This is a genomic window from Sphingomonas sp. SDUR79 (assembly GCF_056821745.1).
Map to the genome: position 1 here is coordinate 2627491 of NZ_JBPDIN010000001.1, position 18894 is coordinate 2646384.

General features: G+C 60.1%; 14 protein-coding genes. 5 read left to right on the plus strand and 9 right to left on the minus strand.

Translation table 11 applies throughout. The features are described from left to right. Positions 1-15 precede the first annotated feature (15 nt). Positions 16-1464: a sulfatase-like hydrolase/transferase gene (locus ACRYLO_RS12980; protein WP_482660542.1), complete on the minus strand. Its 1449-nt coding sequence runs from the start codon at positions 1462-1464 to the stop codon at positions 16-18. Positions 1465-1568: 104 nt separating this feature from the next. On the opposite strand from ACRYLO_RS12980, the gene ACRYLO_RS12985 reads away from it, so the two are divergent. Then, a complete protein-coding gene (locus ACRYLO_RS12985) occupies positions 1569-2912 on the plus strand; it encodes a glycoside hydrolase family 16 protein (protein ID WP_482660543.1) in 1344 nt (447 codons plus the stop codon). A 181-nt stretch (positions 2913-3093) separates the two neighbouring features. Then, positions 3094-4599 (plus strand): tryptophan halogenase family protein, encoded by a 1506-nt coding sequence (locus ACRYLO_RS12990; RefSeq protein ID WP_482660544.1) that lies wholly within the window; start codon positions 3094-3096, stop codon positions 4597-4599. Positions 4600-4607: 8 nt separating this feature from the next. On the opposite strand, the gene ACRYLO_RS12995 is transcribed toward ACRYLO_RS12990, so the two are convergent. The 4 genes from ACRYLO_RS12995 to ACRYLO_RS13010 all read right to left on the minus strand — a co-directional run bounded on the left by ACRYLO_RS12995 (position 4608) and on the right by ACRYLO_RS13010 (position 13331). Next, the gene (locus tag ACRYLO_RS12995; RefSeq protein WP_482660545.1) at positions 4608-6230 is read right to left on the minus strand and encodes a tryptophan halogenase family protein; all 1623 of its coding nucleotides are present in this window, start codon (positions 6228-6230) and stop codon (positions 4608-4610) included. 95 nt (positions 6231-6325) lie between these two features. Continuing rightward, a complete protein-coding gene (locus tag ACRYLO_RS13000) occupies positions 6326-10129 on the minus strand; it encodes a TonB-dependent receptor (RefSeq protein WP_482660546.1) in 3804 nt (1267 codons plus the stop codon). 141 nt (positions 10130-10270) lie between these two features. Beyond that, positions 10271-10846 carry a hypothetical protein gene (locus tag ACRYLO_RS13005; RefSeq protein WP_482660547.1) on the minus strand — a complete coding sequence of 192 codons (576 nt, stop codon included), beginning with the start codon at positions 10844-10846 and terminating at the stop codon, positions 10271-10273. Positions 10847-10892: 46 nt separating this feature from the next. Continuing rightward, positions 10893-13331: a hypothetical protein gene (locus ACRYLO_RS13010; protein WP_482660548.1), complete on the minus strand. Its 2439-nt coding sequence runs from the start codon at positions 13329-13331 to the stop codon at positions 10893-10895. A 35-nt stretch (positions 13332-13366) separates the two neighbouring features. Between ACRYLO_RS13010 and ACRYLO_RS13015 the strand changes: the two genes are divergently transcribed. The 3 genes from ACRYLO_RS13015 to ACRYLO_RS13025 are packed head-to-tail and all read left to right on the plus strand — an operon-like array spanning position 13367 to position 14828. After that, the gene (locus tag ACRYLO_RS13015; RefSeq protein ID WP_482660549.1) at positions 13367-13714 is read left to right on the plus strand and encodes a sulfatase family protein; all 348 of its coding nucleotides are present in this window, start codon (positions 13367-13369) and stop codon (positions 13712-13714) included. Next, positions 13699-13962 carry a sulfatase-like hydrolase/transferase gene (locus ACRYLO_RS13020; protein WP_482660550.1) on the plus strand — a complete coding sequence of 88 codons (264 nt, stop codon included), beginning with the start codon at positions 13699-13701 and terminating at the stop codon, positions 13960-13962. Before ACRYLO_RS13015 ends, ACRYLO_RS13020 begins: the two co-directional genes overlap by 16 nt. Further along, positions 13899-14828: a sulfatase family protein gene (locus ACRYLO_RS13025; RefSeq protein WP_482660551.1), complete on the plus strand. Its 930-nt coding sequence runs from the start codon at positions 13899-13901 to the stop codon at positions 14826-14828. Before ACRYLO_RS13020 ends, ACRYLO_RS13025 begins: the two co-directional genes overlap by 64 nt. Positions 14829-14874: 46 nt before the next feature. Here the strand turns inward: ACRYLO_RS13025 and ACRYLO_RS13030 are convergent, their stop codons facing one another. Genes ACRYLO_RS13030 through ACRYLO_RS13045 form a run of 4 tightly spaced genes read right to left on the minus strand, consistent with a single transcriptional unit; the run spans position 14875 to position 18821 of the window. Beyond that, positions 14875-15624, minus strand: a complete 750-nt coding sequence (locus ACRYLO_RS13030) for an SDR family NAD(P)-dependent oxidoreductase (protein ID WP_482660552.1) — start codon at positions 15622-15624, stop codon at positions 14875-14877. Between the two features lie 22 nt (positions 15625-15646). Beyond that, positions 15647-16498 (minus strand): fumarylacetoacetate hydrolase family protein, encoded by an 852-nt coding sequence (locus tag ACRYLO_RS13035; RefSeq protein ID WP_482660553.1) that lies wholly within the window; start codon positions 16496-16498, stop codon positions 15647-15649. Between the two features lie 26 nt (positions 16499-16524). After that, positions 16525-17826 carry a phosphopyruvate hydratase gene (eno, locus tag ACRYLO_RS13040; RefSeq protein ID WP_482660554.1) on the minus strand — a complete coding sequence of 434 codons (1302 nt, stop codon included), beginning with the start codon at positions 17824-17826 and terminating at the stop codon, positions 16525-16527. Continuing rightward, the gene (locus tag ACRYLO_RS13045) at positions 17823-18821 is read right to left on the minus strand and encodes a phosphotransferase family protein (RefSeq protein ID WP_482660555.1); all 999 of its coding nucleotides are present in this window, start codon (positions 18819-18821) and stop codon (positions 17823-17825) included. The genes eno and ACRYLO_RS13045 overlap by 4 nt, the downstream gene beginning before the upstream one ends. Positions 18822-18894 lie beyond the last annotated feature (73 nt).

Here is an 18894-nt window from a genome sequence, read left to right on the forward strand (position 1 = left end):
CATATTCACCACGGGCTAGAGACCCCGCCAATCTTTCGAAGGCTCCCGGTATCGGTCCATCCATTGCACATCGGACCGGTCATACTCTCCGCGCAGCATCCAGAGCGGACGTTCAAGTCCGGTTTCCCATGCGAAGAGCTTCTTGAACAGCGCGCGGACGATCCCGGGGTGCTTGCCGGCAAGATCGCTCTGCTCGCCGACATCACGGCTCAGGTCGAACAGCTCCGCAGGGCGATCGGCGTGGCGGACGAGCTTCCAGTCGCCATCCCGGATGGCGGCACGCGCGCCGCGTTTCCAGAACAGTGTCTGGTGCGGTCGACCGGATCGCTCACCGCGCAGGTAGGGAAGCAGCGATTTGCCATCCAAATCCTCGATTGCGCCAGGATCTGACCTTGCCACGTGAACAAAGGTCGGTAGCAGGTCGAGGGTACTGACCGGTGCCTCATATATCGATCCCGGCGGAAGCTGCCCCGGCCATCGCATCAGCATCGGTACACGTACGCCGCCTTCCAAAAAGGTCGCCTTGGTGCCAGCCAGCGGATAGTTGACCGATCCGTTGTTCGGCACTTCGCCTCCATTGTCATTCGCGAAGACGACCAAAGTGCTTTCAACGAGTCCGCTTGCATTCAGTTCGGCCAGAATCGCGCCACTTGCGCGATCGAGCGCTCGCATCTGCGCCGCCGCGAGCTTGCGGATGCCTGTCAGATTGGGGAACGCTGCCAGATCCTCGGGCAATGCCTCCATCGGCGTATGCACCGCAGTGAACGATACCAAGAGAAAGAACGGGCGGTTCCGGTTGCGGCGGATAAACGAAACGGCCTCTGTCGCAAGCGCATCGGTCAAATACCCGCGATGCTCTCGGAATTCGCCGAAGCCCCGTTCCATTCGGTTCTGCGGTGCCGGGGGCTGGCGGGAGTCGGTATAGGGCCAATAGCTACGCGAGCCTCCGCGAAATCCGTAAAACTCGTCAAAGCCACGCCGGAGTGGATGATATCGGTCCGCATCGCCCTGATGCCATTTGCCAAGCAGTCCGGTCCGATAGCCCCGCGCGCGCAGGTGATCGGCAATCGTCCGCTCGGTCAACGGCAGACCCATTTCCGCCCCGGCGAGCTTGCTGTTCGGGCTCATATAGCCTGGAACATTATTCTCTTCGAAGCCGAAGTGTTGCTGATAGCGTCCGGTAAGCAGTCCGGCGCGAGAGGGTCCGCAGGTGGGATCCGTGACATAGGCCTGGGAAAAGCGAGTGCCCTCGCGTGCAAGTTGGTCGAGATGCGGGGTGCGCATGGTGCGACTGCCCTGAAATCCGAAATCGCCATAGCCTGCGTCGTCGGCGAATAGCAGGACGATATTGGGTTTTCGCTTTTTTCCCACATCGCTGTCCTGGGCGAACGCCGGAAAAGAGGCGCAAAGTGCAAGGCCGATTACCGCGCGCAGGCAATCTCGCCCGACGATCAAACCGATCATATATTTCTCCCGCACCGGCTTGGCTCGCACGACGCCTTATTGTCAACACTTAACAACTCCTGCTATCGTTGTTGCTATAATCACCACGTCGAGAGGGGTTAATCATGATCTTGCCGCCAAGAATTCCAATCAGGTCCTTAGCATCCTGTGCGGCGCTCGCGCTTGCAGTCGGGGCCGGACCGAATTCGGCGCATGCCGATGGTCTCGAAAGAGCGGGCGGATCGGCCCTGGCCAGCTATGCCGCGATGCGTGACAACCCGGTCACATATCGAGACGCCCCGCTCGACTTGTCCGAGTGGCAGCTCGCCTGGGCAGACGAGTTTGACTATCCGGATGCACAGCTTGACCGGACATGGGTGTCGCGGCAGGGCGAGTTCGAGAGCGAATGGGTTAAGGGCCGCCGCTGGCGCAAGAATGCGGTGGTGAAGAACGGCGTGCTGGAACTGCAAAACCGCAAATCGGCGTCCGACCCGCACGTATGGTCCTCGGCCAGCATTTGGTCGAAACGGACGTTTGGATATGGCTATTACGAGGCGCGCTACAAATATGCCGCCGCCTATGGAACCAATAGTTCATTCTGGCTGTGGCCCAAGATCGCCCCGCCGCCCGGACAAAAGGCGTGTGAGATTGACATAAACGAGGGTCATTATCCCAATGTGATGAACACCAATATTCACAATTGGACCGACACTTGGCGCGCGCCCGATGGCCGCGAGCAGCATCTGGATAATCAGCTTCACCACACGCTTCACGGCAAGCGCGACCACTCAATCGTGCTCAAGGCCCCCGTCACCACCCGCAAGATTCGGTTGCGCTCCGATAATCCCGCGTCGATCCACATCGAGGAGTTCCGGGTGCTGGCGCCCTCTTCCAGCGGTTACCCCCCCGCGGATGCACGGCATGATGAGGCCCACCTGAACCTTGCCCGTACGCCAGGCGCACGGATCAAGACGGTCGGCACCTTCTATCAATTGCCATCAAAGGAGCATTTTGCCATCGACGGCCGTCTCGAAACTCGCTGGGTTTCATCCAAGCACGGACAAAAATGGATCGAGGTCGAGTGGGACAACGCGCAGACGGTTGGCGCAGTCCAGATCATGAATGGCTGGCTGGGCGCCGGTGGCACCTATCGCAACCTGATGACGGACTATACCCTTGAATATTGGGATGGCAGTAAATGGGTCGAACTCGACCGGTTCGACGCCGCGACGGTCGCCGACTATGCGACCAAATATCACACCTACGGCTTGGAGTGGTCGGAAGATTACTTCAAATGGTATCTTGATGGAAAGTTGTATCATACCCAACGTAACGACGTTTGCTTTAGCGCCGTAAATATCCTGCTCAGCATGGCTATTCTTAATCAAGAAATAGCTGGACCCGTGACGGATAAGATCGATGGGACCAGCATGAAGGTCGATTATGTCCGCTACTACCGGCGCAAATAGCTGACGGGGCGGTAGCGAATTGGGCGTCACCTACATGCGCGACGTCCCAAGCACCGCCCCTGCCCCGGGTCCAAAGGCTAGTTGCGACGCTTTACAAGACCTCCGGCTATCGACAAATTGTCGACAGAGAACAGAACATCGCACTAGCGGCCGCTAGACGGGGGGGGGCATGGTACCAAAGGTGAGCAATATCCTCGTCCTTGGCGGCGGGACGGCAGGATGGGCCTGCGCGGCCGTCCTCGCGCAGCGGTCGGCGGAGAATGGCGTGACGGTGACCGTCGTCGACGCGGCGGACATCCCGACGATCGGCGTTGGCGAAGCAACCATCCCCACCATTTACGATTTGCTGCATCATATCGGCATGGCCGACGGCGAGGTGGTGAAAGCGGCCCAGGCCACGTTCAAATATGGCATTCAGTTTGAAGGCTGGTCCCGGCCGGGCGAGAAATATATGCACGGTTTTGGCACCACTGGCACGTCGTGGGGCGAGGATGATTTTTTCGCGGCATGGCTGGGTGGCGCCGCGTATTTCTCCGGTCGTACACTCGATGCGTTCACGCCTGCCGTAATGGCGGCACAAAAGGGCCGGTTCGCGCGCGTGGCTGAACGCCCTGCGAACGCCCCATCGCATCTTTACTATCCGCTATGTGAGCTAAGCTACGCGCTGCATTTCGACGCGGCACTGCTAGCCCGCGAGTTGCGCGCAAATGCGCTGCGCAAAGGGGCGGTTCATCGCTCCAGCAAGATTGTCGGCGTGGAAACCGGCGAATGTGGCATCGCCGCCTTGCGAACCGATGACGGCGAGTTGGTCGAGGCGGACTTTTTTGTTGATTGTTCCGGACTCGCAGGCGTGCTGAGCCACAAAGCGTTGGGCGGAAGGTTCGAGGACTGGCGCGCCTATCTTCCCTGCGATCGCGCTATTGCCGTTCAGACGGCGCGGAAAAGTGCACCCAACCCCTATACCCGCTCGGTTGCCCACCGGGCAGGTTGGCGCTGGGAAATACAACTGCAATCGCGCACCGGAAACGGCTGCGTCTACAGCTCCAACCATATGAGTGATGACGAGGCCGCCGACCTGCTGATGAGCGAAGTTGCGGGCGAACCCATCAACCAGCCGCGACGTATCGACTTCCGCGCCGGCCGCCTTGCAGACCCGTGGCAGGCCAATTGCGTTGCGCTGGGCCTAGCCGCTGGGTTTCTGGAGCCGCTGGAATCGACCAGCATCCATCTCATCTCGAAATATGCGCTGCTTTTGGAGCAGATTCTATTCGGTAGACCCGGAGACCCAAGGGGACGTGATCGCTTCAACGCCATGTGGCGCGCCGAGACCGATGAGATCCGCGATTTTTTGACCGCTCACTATGTCATCAATCAGCGGGACGAGCCGTTCTGGGCCGGGCGGCGGGACGCGGAACGGCCTGCATCCCTCGATGCCAGGTTGCAAACGTTCGCGCAGACCGGATGGATCGATCTGCCGGACCATTCGCTATTTGGACATGACAGCTGGTTTCAGGTGTTAATCGGACAAGGATTCGCGCTCGATTATCCGCGTTTTGCCATTCCGCATGCGGAAATGCCAAGGCTGCTCCAGTTTCTGAAGAATGTTGCGCAAGCGATCGACACCGAGACATCAGCCATCCCGCAATCCCATCAGGACGCAATCCACGCCTTGCTCGGTCGCGGCTAAGCCTTCGATCAGATGCGCGAGGCCGCAGCCGCGAAATCGAGGCCAAGTAGCTGGTCTAGCGCAGCGTCCGAATCGACCGTCGGCAGGCCGTCTTGGGCGGGCAGTCCCGCCTGCAACCGCGCCAGCGCTTCCGTCTGCGGACGATGGTTAAGCGCGCAACGTTCGAAAAAGTCCTGAATGGAGGCCATCGGCACCTTGGCCAATTGCTCCGAACTGGCGCCCTTGAGCGTCGCGCCACGCGGATAGATGCCCATGCCGCTGAGCATATAGAGCCAGGAGTTGAGCTTGTAGTGCCGGCTCAGTCCGGTCTCTCGGAGCACAGGTGCGATGTCGCCGCCGTTGAACCATCCCTCGAACACCGCCTTCAGACGCGGCGATATCGCGGCACCGTTTGCTCGGCAGTCCTGCCAATAGTCGCTGTCGCCACGACTGGAAGTGAGATAATGCGCGTGAAGATAGTCCTTCACATTGTCGTACGCATCCGCAATTTCGTCGTTGAGCTTCGTAGCATATCGCGCAGTCCCCTCCCCGTCCCACCAATAGCGGATGAAACGGGCGAGCGTCAGTTGAACAAGCGCCAGCGCGGTCGCCTCGAGCGGTTCGAGAAACCCTTGCGACAGCCCGACCGCCAGCGTGTTGTTGTTCCAGACCGTGCGCGCCCGGCCGGTTCTGAAGCGCACCGTACGTGGAGATGCGCTGGACAAGGCCACACCGAGATGTGTTGCGAGTTCGGTAATGGCTTCCTCGTCGGTGCAATGCGCAGCGCTATAGACATATCCATGGCCGACCCGTTCTTGCTGCGGAATGCGCCATATCCAGCCTGAGGAAAGCGCGGTTGCGATCGTCTGGCTGGACGCCAGCCCAGCTCCGTCCAGGGGAAGCGTGACTGCGGAATCACTGAAGAGCGCATCGCTATATGAAAGACTGGGGACATCGAGCGCCCCCCGGGTGATGACCGAGGCGAAACCACTGCAATCTAGAAAGAAATCGGCTGAGATGACTGTGCCGTCCGACAGTTCGAGCGCTGCAACATCGCCGCTTTCACCACGCTGAACGCGCCGGACCGTTCCCTCGCGGCATACCACCCCGCGAACCAGTGCAGTCTCGCGCATGAATCCGCCCAGCCGCCCCGCGTCAAAATGATAGCCATATTGAACTTCGAACGGGAAGGCACGGGGCGGCAGCGGGCAAAGCGCGCGATCGGCAAGATAGGCGGAGTAGCAGAAAAGATCCGGATGAGCATAAACGTCGACGCCACCGCGTCGTAACTGGGCGTTGAACGCGAGCGCACGGACATGATCGCGGTCGAACTGGGTAAAGAACGGGTGAAAGTAACTTTCATGCCCCTGAATTATCGACCAGTCATTGAATCGAATGCCTGATTTGTAGGTGGCGCCACAGGCGGGCATCCATTGGTGTTCGGCGATCTCAACCGCATCGAAGAAGCTTCGCAGTGCCGGCGTCGATCCCTCGCCCACACCGATTGTGCCGATTTCGGTGGATTCAACCAGCGTGATGGCGGACGCCGGAAACGCGCGCTGCAGCAACAGCGCCGACATCCATCCGGCGGTTCCGCCGCCAAGGATCAGAAAATGGGTTGGTGGCACCGCTCGAGCGCGCGCTGATTCCATAATGCCATCCTATCGGTCGAAAGGCGTAAACAAAGACGCCGCGTTCCCCAGGGAACGCGGCGTATGAAGATCAGGTCAATCTCAACCTCACGATATCAGAACTCAGCTCTCACGCCGAAACGAAAGATCCGACCCGTGTTGTACTCTTGGATCGTGCGCGACTTGGACGCACCATCGTAGATTGACCCTTCGTCGAAATTGACCATTGCGCCGCTCGCATCGGGCAGGCGGATGATGCGGCTGGTGAAATAGGTCCGCACCGGTGCATCCGTGATGTTGGCTGCGTCAAAGGTGAAGCTGAACTTCGGCGTTACTTGATAGGCTGCCGAGAAGTCCAGCGTACTACGCCCTTCCTGCCACAAGGCACCACCCGCGAATGAACGCTGGACAAGTGAGTCACTGCTCCCGGCATAGGCTAGCCGCAGCTGGTGACCTTTTTGCTGCCAATAGCCCGTTACGTTGTAGGAATGCCGTGGCGTGCCAGGGATGGGGAAGCTGGAGTCCTTGAACTCGGATTTCGAGAAGGTGTAGTTTGCCGAAATCCCCAGGCCAGACAACAATCCCGGCAAGAAGGTGAAGCTCTGCACATATTGGACTTCAGCGCCCATCACGCGGGCTGATTCCGAATTCTGCCGCCGGGTTACATTATACTCATTACATAGCGCGCGACCGTCTCCGCTATACCACCAGCCCGTTGCTTGCTGCAGAACTGCCTCGCCCTGAAGCCGACGCGGCATGCACTGACTGATATCGGGCATCGCCGAGACATTCGAAGATGGGGTCAACAGCAAATTGGTCGTGCGGCCAGTCGAGTCGGTGAAAGTAAGCTGATCCGTGGAAAACGAAGCTCCGCCCGGGTCTGCAGCAATCCGTCGCAGATCGCCGATGAACCAACGCTCATCGACCGTCTCAACCAGGTCGCTGATATCCTTGTAGAACAAGTTTGCAGAAAGCATCGCGTCGCGCTTGAAATACCATTCGATCGCGATGTCGATGTTGCTCGCCTTCAGCGGATTGATCTGCGCCGAGTAGAGATCGACCGTCGAGGTCGGACGGAATTGCGTCGTACCCTCGAAGACCGAACCCTCGCTCATCCGAAAGCCAGCGCGCAGATCGTCGATCGGCGGGCGCGACATCGTTCGATAAGCCGAGAAGCGGGCGATCAGGTTATCCTTTGCCAGAAAGCTGAGATTGAGGCTCGGCAGGAAAACGTTGTAATCGTAGGTATCCGTCGTCGCGATCGAGGGTCGGCTCCGGTCTGTTAGCGTCCGGCCACCGATCGTGCCGAACTGCTCGGTTGAAAGATCGGAGTAGCGGATCAAGTTCCGCTCGAGAAATGTGGCCGGGATAGCGCCCGGCTGGAGCAACGGATCGTAGCAGACCCCACCCGGAACCGCCGGAGCAGTTCCCTGCCCGTCGATACGAGCCTGTCGATTTCGCTCCTGGAACGCCGACAGATTGTAGTTCCGCCCATCGTTGAAGTCCGTCGGAACCGGACCGCCACCGGTCCAGAATGGCGAAGCCGGGCCTCGGCCAAGGGGCGTGGGTGTATCGCTCAATGCCGGACACTGATTCGCTTGGTTCGAATTGCGCAATGTGTTGAGCGCGATCGGATCGATGATCCGGCCTTGACCCTGCTGATCGAAGGCGAAGTTCGCGCCGGCAAAGCCCGTCGTGTCAACCTTGGTACGGACATAGCGGAGGCCGATATCGCCCTTCAGCCGGTCCTCAAAATAGGCGAAGTTCGCCTTGATATACGCCGCGATGTTGCGAAACTCCGCGCCGCGCGTCTGCGTGCGGTCAAGCGTGAAGTCACGATCGCCGGTGGTCACCGCCTGCAGCGCGGCGACAGGATCGAAAGTTGCCCAGCCGTCGCTGATATGGTCGCGCTGAATTCCCAGCCCGGTGAGCAGGTTATTCGCCGAAGTGGTACCGTTGGAGAAAATGCCCGCGGAGATCAGCGAAATGGCGCTGGGATCGACAAAGATCGTTTGCCCGGTGAACGGACTGATAGCCTCAACCAGCTGACCGCTGGCACGCGGCGTCCCGGACTGGGCATCGACGAACTTCTTGCGCTCGGTATATTTCCCGCCGAACTCGAAACTGGTAATTCCTGCAAAATCGACATCCCAGTCGAAATCCGCGAACGCCGCCCGCTGCTCGTCGCTCACCTGGGTCACGCTCGACTGGATATACGAAAGCGTGTGCGAATTGAGGTCGTCCGGATTGAACCCAGTGCGCCCGACATTGTCCCACAAGTCGTTCTGATCGGCTCGAATATCGATAATCTGGCCCAGATTGGGAGTCGACGTGCCGCCGACAAGCCGGCAGGCGCTTCCTGAACAGTCATATCCGGCAGGTTCCAGATAGTCCGCCGGAACATGGTGAAGGTTCCACGGTCCGACAACGCGATTGCGGCTCGCCACCATGTAAATGCTGCGCTCTGGCTTCTGCTCGGACTTGGCCAATGAGGCACCCGCGCTCAATTTGAGGCGGTCGGTGAAGCCGTGCTCGAACTCGGCACTGAACAGATAGTTCTCGACCATGTACTCGTTGACCGAGTTCGCCGTGCTGCCCGTCGAAAAACGGTTCAGATACTGCGAATAGGTCCGGGTGTCCGTGTCGAGCAGACGCCAGTTTTGCACCGGATCGGTCCACATCAGACCATTGTTCAGGCCCGGGTTCGTGACGGGATTGCCAGGAGTTTGAACCGTCCCTCCATAGGGAATGGTGTTCGTGTCATAGACGGAGGTACGATCGAGGAAGTTCGGCGCCAGACCGAGATTCGGCTGTTGAACGCCGTCGATATGGCCCCCGAAGTTCGACTGGCTGACCGAGACGCCGGTCATTTTGCCCCGAAACTTCTGCTGGTTGTACGTGCCGTTCAGCGTCAGCGAAGTGCGGTCAGAAAACCGCCACTGCATCGACGCATCCGCGCCGCGCCGGCTATACTCATTCTCGTAAATCTCATAGCCTGCGGTGGTCGGGGCGAGACCGTAGGCAATATTGGCATAAGGCCCCTGCCCCGCCGCGACGCCTTCGACACCGGCGAACGCGCTCGGCCGGTTGAACATCGCAGCCCGTGCCGCTTCCGCCGTGATCGCGTCAGCCGCACCGAATGATCTGCCGTTTTGATCGGTGTAAAAGTTTGTGCCGAACGCATTGTAGTTGGAGAAGGCCAACTGGTCGCGCCGCACACTGGTTTTTTCGTCGTAGGCCGTGACGATCACGCCGAAGCGATCCTCGAAAAACCGTTGCGAGATCGTGCCCGAGATCTTGTGGTCGAACGACTTCGACAGTCCATTGTAGCGCTGCTGCAGCGAGATGGTTCGCACGTCGCGCTTGAGATCGAGCGGCTTGCGGGTGACGAGATTGACGACAGCGGCAAGCGAGCCCTCCTCGTCGTCGGCAGACGGCGTCTTCACAACCTCGACCTTTGCCAAGATGTCCGCCGAATATGCCGAAAGATCGACGCCCTGAGAGAATCCGGTCGAACCGAGGGCGACGCCGTTGAGCGTAACGACGGTCTGGTCGGCGTTCGCGCCGCGCACGGAAATCGTCGCGCCCTGTCCGTCAACGGTGTTGACACTCACCCCGGAAATTCGGTTGAGCGCTTCGGCGATATTCTGATCGGTGGACTTGCCGATGTCCTCGGCGTTGATCGTGTCGACGATCTGGCCCGAACGGCGTTTGTCGTCGATCGACTGATTGATGCTGCCGCGAATACCCGTAACGATGATTTCCAGTTCATCGCGCTCTTCGGCGCTGGCCTCCTGCTCGTCTGGCGCAGATTGAGACTGGACTGGCGAGGATTGAGCCAAGGCAGGCCCACCGTGCAAAGCCGCCGCCATCGTGAGCGCAGCCGTCGTCCGCAAAAGATGATTCTTGGAAAATCGCATTGTTTTCCTCCCCCCAATTTGTTCGTTCTGACAATCTGGCAGCGAATACGCATGAGCGACGCTGTCGATTGTCGACTCATTTATCTAGCACAGCGAACCATTGTCAATCGATTTGTCGACAATCGACAACGACAATGGACGTTATCCTGCGCCTTGCGCCGTGCTTTTGATTTTCCGCGCGCACGGAAGTTGGGTCTCGCTTCCTGCCGGTCGGGTGGTGACCATATACGGTCCAAGGTCGATGACCTGGCGAGCGCCAGCGACGTGCAGCGTCAAGCGCCCCTTCCCCGCTGGGACATCAACTGTCGAAAGACCTTCGACACAATAGAAGCGCAGTTCATCATCAAGGTCGACTCGCCCGACCGCGGCAGCCGTAAATGGCGGAGCCATGCTACCGACGACGACGTTGACCCACGCTGGCTTGGCTGGCTCACCCGACCGCGCGAAAAAGCCGATCGTAACGACCTCACCCTTTCTTACCGCTTTAGGCAAAGCTCCGGTCGCCGAGCTGTCCCAGAAATTGGCCCCCGGGCTAGGTACCACAATGCGGACGAGCGCGCCGCCCGGCGCCTTCGGGTCTGTCAGGCGGCTGACCTTGATGTCGCCATAGCTGCCCCATACTGGCCGCTGCGCGTCACTGACGATCTGTTCACCCGAAGACTGGAGTGCGGCGACACCTATAAACGCGAATGCCACTCCAACTGAAAAAAACTGCATGCGCCATGCTCCCCTAAGATTAATGGATGTCGCCTACCGCCTCTAATCAGTTCGGCGCCTTCAATTTCTTCGCGCCGAACCGGGAAGGATAAAGGCGCGCATTCATGCGCTTCGCTGCGGCGACCATTTCCGGATAGGGCACATCCGCGACCGAGACGAAGCCCACGTTATAGTTCTCGCCGTCATAGGAACGGCCCGTGAGGGGCGAATCGACATATTGGAACCAATGCGCGCCGACGAACCAGGGATTGGCGATCACCGCGTCCATGTATTGCTCATACTGCGATGCGCGATCCTTCTGATCGGATGCAACCACCAGGCCGGGGTGATATAGGCCAGCATCGACCGCCCCCATATGGAACTCGCCAATCAGGCTTGGCTTGTCGATCTCGGCCAGAAAGCTCCAGGCGTCGTCGTGTGGGATTTCGCGGTATTCGTTATAGCTCATGATATCGACGAATTCGCTCGCCGCCTCGATCACTTCCGGCGTCATTCCCCATGTGGCGAAGCGCACGCCCATGTACAGGTGATGCGGGAGCACTTCGTTGAGCGCATTGTCCACCACGCGGAAATACTCGCGTGCATAGGCCTTGAGCAACATCGCATAATCCGCCTGCCGCGCGGCGCCGTGCTCCTTAAGCTCAACGCCTTGGGCCAGCGCCTCCCAGGACGCAAGGTCGCCCCCCCAAGCCGCATTCAGCGCGGCCACTGTCCCGTATTTCTCACGCAGGCGCCTGACGAACATCGCCTTGGTCGGACTGTCGGCGGCATCGCGCGAAAGCGTGTTGATCACGATCCCATACTGGCCCTGCGGGGTGCCCATCCGACCCCAGCTCTTCTCATTGTCGATGAAGATGCCAGCACACCACGGGCTGCCCTTGACCTCGGCTGCGACCGCACGGGCCGTTACCCTGGCGCGCTCGGCAAAGGCCGGATCGAACGGATCGGGCAGCGGCGCCCAGTAGTCGTCCCCGCTGCTCACAGTCTTAAAATTGCCGATGATCCATCCATTGGCGAAATAGGGCAGCTTCGCGGTATCGTAATAGCTGGGGTCCAGCCAGTTGCCGAACGAGGTGAAGCCCCAGTCGATCATCCGCTTGGTCGTGACATCGCGCCAGACCTTCATGTAAGATCCGGGCGCGGTCTCACCATAGCGCCGTTCTAGGTTCGCGCGATAGAAGCTGTAAGCCTCACCTTGGTCGAGCGGGCCGGAATGACCCTCACGCCGGTAATCGAAGTGATCCCCCAAGGGATCCGAATATTCGGGAATCCACTGGAACATGTCACGCCGCAGTTGCGACGCCACGAACCGGCCCGGCAGAGCCGAGTCCGGTACGCGATACAGGCCAGCCGAGTCCTCCGGCGTCACATCGTTCGGGTTGCGCGGCTTCACCGTGCCAGCCTTGAAATCATAGCCGGTCATCGTCGTCAAATTGGCCATGCGGATATTGTCGATGCCGGTGGCGAAATAGAGATAACCCTCAGGATCGACCATCGCCCACTTACCATCAACCTTCTCGGTTCGGAAATAGCCGGTCGCTTTGAGCTTTGGCCCATCCTTCCATCCGCCAAAGCGCGACCGGTCGGAAAGCGGCGCGCCGCGCAGCTTCGCAACTTCTGCCTTTGCGGCCGCCCGAAGATCAGCGTCAGCCTTGACCTTGCCCGCGAAGTCGATCTTGGCGGCCTGTCCGAAACGATCGACGATGCCCTTCAAATAGCTTGGATCAGTCGCGGGGTTGCGGATGACGCGCACCCTGTCGATGGTAATCGTCCGATCACTGGAAAGGCTGATAGCGCCGATCTTGAACTCCGTGATGGCAGCCAGATCGAGCTCCTTGGTGCCCCACATCCATGTGAATTTGCGCCCCACGCCGCGCCAGTAATCGGGGTCATCGCGCAGGCCGGTATCAACGCCCAAATCCGGACCCTTCAGGGGAGCGTAATAGGTGCCGCCCCCGCCAGCCGGGATGACCGTGCTGCGGGTTGCGGTGCGACCCTGGCCATCGATGATGTCGAGATTGAGCTGAACCGATTCACGGCCGGGATTGCGGATCTCCATCGCCAGGCCGACAACATCGCCACCACGCCAATCCCACGGCTTGGTCGGCCGGAAGTTCAGCGAAGTGTAAAGATTTTCCCTCGACTGGAGATGCGCCTTTAGCGCGTGACCGTCGACCGTCCGCACGATCGAGATCGCCGCGTTCGCAGCCTGCAATGCGGCAGGCAATGCCTCGTCCTCGAAATCGAAAACCATTTCCTGCGAGGTGACGGGTCGTTCAGAGGCCGCTGGAGTCGAGCCAGCCCCGATCGCGGCGGTAGATGCCAACAGCGTCAAAACCGCAAAACTGCCTCGCTTCACACATACTCTCCGACATTGCTGGCCATAAACACCACTGCACATTACAATGTCGATTGTCGACATTCTGTCAAGTGCTTCGCCGTCTACCTGCGGGTCGCTTCGTCGATTGTCGACGCACACCTTCATAGGTGTGAGTGTTTATCAGGAGAAGGAGCAGGGTGATGAGGCGCGTCGCGCAAATGACGATGGCTGTGGCGGCACTGGCGATCACAATGCTGCCTTGGAGAATGGCAGCGGCTCAAACGAGGGATAGTCAGCCCAATATCATTGTCATCCTGGCAGACGACCTAGGCTACAACGATGTCGGGTTTACAGGCAAAACCGACATCCAGACGCCAGTGCTAGACACGCTTGCAGCGAATGGGGTCATCTTCACCAACGGCTATGTAACGCACCCCTATTGCGGCCCATCCCGCGCCGGCCTGCTGACGGGACGCTATCAAGCCCGTTTCGGCATGGGAACAATGTCAGCTTCGCACCGAACGATCCTCATATGGGGCTTCCGCTGAGCGAAATCACCATTCCAGACCGACTTAAGAAAGCTGGCTATCGTACCGCAGCATTCGGGAAGTGGCACTTGGGTGCTGCACCCCATTTTCAGCCAAATCAGCGTGGCTTCGATTACTTCTACGGCTTCCTGGATGGTGGGCACCAATATATGCCCGGTGAGGTGTCAATGCACAGGGATGGCTATTGGGAACCGTTGCTGCGCATGACAAGCCAGCCCCATTCATTGAATATCTTACTACGGCGCTGAGCCGTGACGCTGCGCAGTATATCTCCGCACAGTCGGACAAGCCGTTCTTTATCTACATGTCGTACAATGCTCCACACACGCCCCTTCAGGCGCCAGCAGCCTATATCGACAAGTACAAACACATCGCTGATGAGGATGGGCGCGTCTACGCCGCCGTGGTCACTGCCATGAATGAAGGCATCGGTATGCTGGTTTCGGCGCTGAAGGCCTCAAACCAATATGACAACACGCTGATCTTTTTTCTGTCGGATAATGGCGGGGTGTATCCGGAAGCGTGGCAGCCGACCTCTGATTGGGCAGACAACACTCCCTTCCGACGTGGCAAGGTTGCGCTGCTTGAGGGGGGCATCCACATTCCTTTTATCGCCCATTGGCCCGCGCGCATTCGCTCGGGACAAAAGCTGACTGGCCTCGTTTCCGCGCTGGATATCGCCGCCACCGCAGTTGCGGTGTCCGGGGCCGACGGTTCGGACGGAAGGTTGGAAGGTGTGGACCTGATGCCCTTTGTCACTGGAAAGAAGCGGGGATCGCCGCATGCAGCCCTGTTCTGGCGACTGGAGGAGGCCGATCATCTCTGGGCGGTGCGAACGCCTGATGCCAAGTACATGCGCCAGACCCTGCCTGAGACCGGACACGCTTTTTACGACCTGAAGCGAGATCCAGCCGAGCGGAACAACCTCATTGGCAAACGCTTGCAGGATCAAGCCCGCCTGGCGCGGCTCTGGAATGAATGGAACTCCAAGAACATGAATAATGTGCTGCAACAGTCGCATGACTATGCTGCGACAATGAAGCAGTTCTACGAAGAGCTGCACCAGCGCCGCTTGCAGCAGGCGAAGGATCGCAAGCCCTATTTGGTCGAATGAAGATGAAGCGCCGCATGTCTACTGACATGCGGCGCAACCGTGCCGGTCAGTAGGTTGTTCGGCCGCCCGACATATCGAATGTGGCAGCCGTAGAGAAGGTCGCGCGATCCGACGCCAGGAAGCAGATCATCTCCGCCACTTCCTCGGGCGTTCCAGTACGACCCATCGGAATCTTGGAAACCATATACGCGATTTGCTTCTCGCTCACATCGTTCAGCATCTCCGTCGCAATGACAGCTGGGGTAATCGCATTGACCGTGATGTTGGTGTCCGCCAGCTCCTTGCCGAGCGCCTTGGTTAGGTTGATCACCCCAGCCTTCGAAGCGGAATAGGCGGAGGCGTTGGGATTTCCTTCTTTGCCGGCGACCGACGCGATGGTGACGATCCGTCCGTAGTTCTGCCGGCGCATATGCGGCACCACCGCACGACAGCACAGGAACACTCCGCCCAGATTGACGCGCATCACCCGTTCCCACACCTCTGGCGGGAAGTCCTCGACGGGTGCGTTGACGCCTGCAATTCCCGCCGCAGTGATCAGGATGTCGATTCCACCCATCAGTTCGACCGCTTGCTCGGTCACGGCGGAAACGTCAGCCGCGTCCGCAACGTCGACCGTCTGCGTATGAAGAACCCCCAGCGGAGCGAGCCGTTCGCCCGCCTGGGCGAGCTGGTCTGCGTTACGGTCCCACAGGCATATGGTCGCCCCGCGCTCCAGCAGCATTCGCGCCGCCGCAGCGCCAACGCCGCGGGCACCACCCGTGATAACCGCGCGCTTGCCCGAGAATTCCCGGCTCATATCGATCTCCCTCTACCGCCGGTCAGACAAGCGGCTCGACGGTCTGGGCCTGTTCACCCAACCCTTCGATGCCCAATATCACGAGATCGCCAGCCTTAAGCCATTGCGGCGGCTTCATGCCGGCGCCCACGCCCGGCGGGGTGCCGGTGCAGATCAGATCGCCCGGTTCCAGCCGTGTAAACTCGCTCATGTACGAGACGATGGCCGCGACGTCGAAGATCATCTTCGACGTGCTGCCCGTCTGCTTGCGTTCGCCATTCACGTCGAGCCACATGGACAGCGCCTGCACGTCGCCCACGGCATCGCGAGTGACAAGATGCGGGCCGACCGGACAGAAATTGGGAAAAGACTTGCCCTTCACCCATTGCCCTTCGCGCTCGATCTGCCAGGCACGTTCCGAGACATCGTTGACCAGCACATAGCCGAACACATGATCGAGGGCCGCGTCACGCGACACGTTCAGCGCGGCTTTGCCGATCACGATTCCCAGTTCTACTTCCCAGTCGAGCTTCGTCATCTTCGGAGACAGGAGGATCGGGTCGTTCGGTCCGCAATAGGTGACTGCCGCCTTGTTGAAGAGGATCGGCTCCTTCGGGATCGCCATCCCTGCCTCTTCCGCGTGATCGCTATAGTTGAGGCCAATGCACCAGATCGTACCCGGCTGCGACATCGGCGCGTCAAGCCGCTTGCCGTTCAGCTCCACCAGCGGAAGGGTGGTGAGATCCGTGTCCGCGATCCGCTCGATCAACCCATCGCCCAAGGTGCCCGGCCCGAGATCACGCACAATTGCGGAAATATCTCTCCAGCCGCCCTCGCCATCAAGAATGCAGGGCACGATCCGCCCCTCCCCCATGTCTACTCGAAGAAACTTCATTTCCCGCTCCCTTCCTATCCGCTTTATCAGGGGCGCGCGGCGCCCCACCATGTATTGGCCAGCGGACGTCCGCCGACGAACGCCCCCATTCCCGCCTGACCCTGAAAGCGCAGGCATTCGTTCCATTTAGCCATCCGTTCCGACCGAGCGAACGAGCCAACTTTCAGCTGTCCGGCATCGAGCCCCGCGGCGAGATGCGATATCGACACGTCCTCGGTTTCGCCTGATCGCGCAGAAACCAGCGTGCCAAAACCCCGCTCCTGCGACACGCGGAGCGCCTCGATCGTCTCGGTCACCGTGCCCGCCTGATTGACCTTGATGAGCGAAGCGTTGCACCCGCCGGCATCTGCCGCCGCCTCGATCAGCCTTGCATTGGTGACGAGATAATCATCGCCGACGATCTGGAGCCTGTCGCCCCAGCGCGCCATGAAGGCGCGCATGCCCTCTGGATCCCGCTCCGACGCGGGATCCTCGATCGATACGACCGGATAGCGGTCGACCCAGCTCCCCAGCCTTTCAAGCCATTCGTCCCGATCCAGCTCGACGCCATCCAGACCAAGGACATAGCGGCCGTCCCGCTCGAACTCGGACGCCGCAACATCAAGCGAGATGACGACCCGCTCGCCAGGTACCTCGCCTGCCGCCTCGATCGCCTGGACCAGCAGCTCGAGCGCCTCTTCATTGGTCGAAACCGTCGGCCACCATCCGCCTTCATCCGCGACGCCAACCGCGCCGCCGCGCGTCTCCATCAGCCGGCCCGCGGCATGATAGACCGCATTGGTGACCTCCATCACCTCCTCGAGATCATTCGCCCCGGGCACCATGATCATAAAATCCTGGATGTCGACGCGCCGCCCGGCATGTGCGCCCCCGCCGAAGATCTGAATTTCCGGCAGCGGGAGGGTGGGTGTGCCGCCATGCGTTTCGGCCAGGTGGCGCCATAGCGGCAGACCGGCGCTCCTCGCGGCGGCGTGCAAAATGGCAAGCGAGACCGCAACGATCGCATTGCCGCCAAGCTCCGTTTTGAGCGGCGTGCCGTCCAGTGCGAGCATGGCCGCATCGACGCTGGCTTGGTCCGCCGCGGCCATACCCCGCAGACGTGCAGCGATCGGCCCGTTGACATTGGCGACGGCGCGCGAGACGTCCTTGCCGCCGAGGCGTTCGCCTCCGTCCCTAAGCTCGATCGCCTCGCGTTCGCCGCGCGACGCGCCGGACGGCGCGATCGCACGCCCGATGCTGCCGTCGGCGAGTGTCACTTCTGCCTCAACGGTCGGGTTGCCACGCGAGTCCCACACGCGGCGGCCAAGTATCGATCGGATGATGCTCATGCGCGCCGCGCCTCCAGTCGGTTAATGATGTGATCGATGGTGGCCGGCGGAGAGGCGATCAGATCAAGTGCGACGGCACGGACAGCCTGCTTCGCCTGTGTATCCAGATATTCGACCGGCGATTTGCCATCGACTCGCGCCAAAAGCAGCAGTGGGACTAGCTCCGCGACACGCGTCTCTAGCGTCGCCACCGGCTCCCAATCAAGGTGCTCGCAATAGCCACCCCATAACGCCCGCCCGGCGCAGAGTAGCGCCGTCTCGCGTTCGGGGATGTGCACCGACTTCAACAGAAGATGGTTCAGGCAAAAGCCGAGATCGAACGCAGGATCACCCATTGTCGCGCATTCTGCATCGAGCAGCACCGGCGTTCCGTCGCGCACCAGAATATTCTTGGGACTCACGTCCCCGTGAACGAGAGCGATCCGGCATTGGCGGTACTGTTCCGTCAGCGCGGCCACTCGCATTTCGAGCTGCGGATATGTTGCGATCAGATGGATGAAATAAGGCTCGACGCGGAGCGCGAAAAAATCGTGAACATTGCCGAAACGCTCGGGATCGGGGTTCCGGCGCACGGATGCGGCGTGCAGCCGGCCGAGCAGTCTGCCCGACTGACGCGCGATCCCAGCATCGATCCTTCCGGCAAGCAGCTCCTCTTTCCAGTTACGAGCCTCGCCAATCATTTCCATGGCAAAGCCCTGTTCATGCTCACTATGGCCGAACAGTCGGGGCACCGACTCCGGCACCACGCCACCCGCAAATTCCAGCCAGGCATATTCCGTGCGATTGCGGTGAACGGGCGCCTCCCACCGGGCGGCCACGCGAAGCACTTCGAGCGCGAACTTCGCACAATATCCCTGACCGTCGACATCCACGCGCAGGACGTCGGACGACACCCCGCCCGTCAGGGACGTCGCGACAATCCGCGCCTGAGGTCCTGCTAGCCCGAGCTCATGCATCAGGCGCCGGCATCGCTCGGTCAGTTCCGGGTGAACCATCTCATGTTCCTGTTGTTCACGTGAACAATTGCTCTTGCGTCGTTGGCGATACTATTGCAAGCAAATAGTTCTC

What these genes read in the sequence shown, in the direction of transcription:
- ACRYLO_RS12980 (WP_482660542.1), bottom strand. Translation starts at nt 1,464, where the DNA reads ATGATCGGTTTGATCGTCGGGCGAGATTGCCTGCGCGCGGTAATCGGC.
- ACRYLO_RS12985 (WP_482660543.1), top strand. Translation starts at nt 1,569, where the DNA reads ATGATCTTGCCGCCAAGAATTCCAATCAGGTCCTTAGCATCCTGTGCG.
- ACRYLO_RS12995 (WP_482660545.1), bottom strand. Translation starts at nt 6,230, where the DNA reads ATGGAATCAGCGCGCGCTCGAGCGGTGCCACCAACCCATTTTCTGATC.
- ACRYLO_RS13000 (WP_482660546.1), bottom strand. Translation starts at nt 10,129, where the DNA reads ATGCGATTTTCCAAGAATCATCTTTTGCGGACGACGGCTGCGCTCACG.
- ACRYLO_RS13005 (WP_482660547.1), bottom strand. Translation starts at nt 10,846, where the DNA reads ATGCAGTTTTTTTCAGTTGGAGTGGCATTCGCGTTTATAGGTGTCGCC.
- ACRYLO_RS13010 (WP_482660548.1), bottom strand. Translation starts at nt 13,331, where the DNA reads ATGAAGGTGTGCGTCGACAATCGACGAAGCGACCCGCAGGTAGACGGC.
- ACRYLO_RS13015 (WP_482660549.1), top strand. Translation starts at nt 13,367, where the DNA reads ATGAGGCGCGTCGCGCAAATGACGATGGCTGTGGCGGCACTGGCGATC.
- ACRYLO_RS13020 (WP_482660550.1), top strand. Translation starts at nt 13,699, where the DNA reads ATGGGGCTTCCGCTGAGCGAAATCACCATTCCAGACCGACTTAAGAAA.
- ACRYLO_RS13030 (WP_482660552.1), bottom strand. Translation starts at nt 15,624, where the DNA reads ATGAGCCGGGAATTCTCGGGCAAGCGCGCGGTTATCACGGGTGGTGCC.
- ACRYLO_RS13035 (WP_482660553.1), bottom strand. Translation starts at nt 16,498, where the DNA reads ATGAAGTTTCTTCGAGTAGACATGGGGGAGGGGCGGATCGTGCCCTGC.
- eno (WP_482660554.1), bottom strand. Translation starts at nt 17,826, where the DNA reads ATGAGCATCATCCGATCGATACTTGGCCGCCGCGTGTGGGACTCGCGT.
- ACRYLO_RS13045 (WP_482660555.1), bottom strand. Translation starts at nt 18,821, where the DNA reads ATGGTTCACCCGGAACTGACCGAGCGATGCCGGCGCCTGATGCATGAG.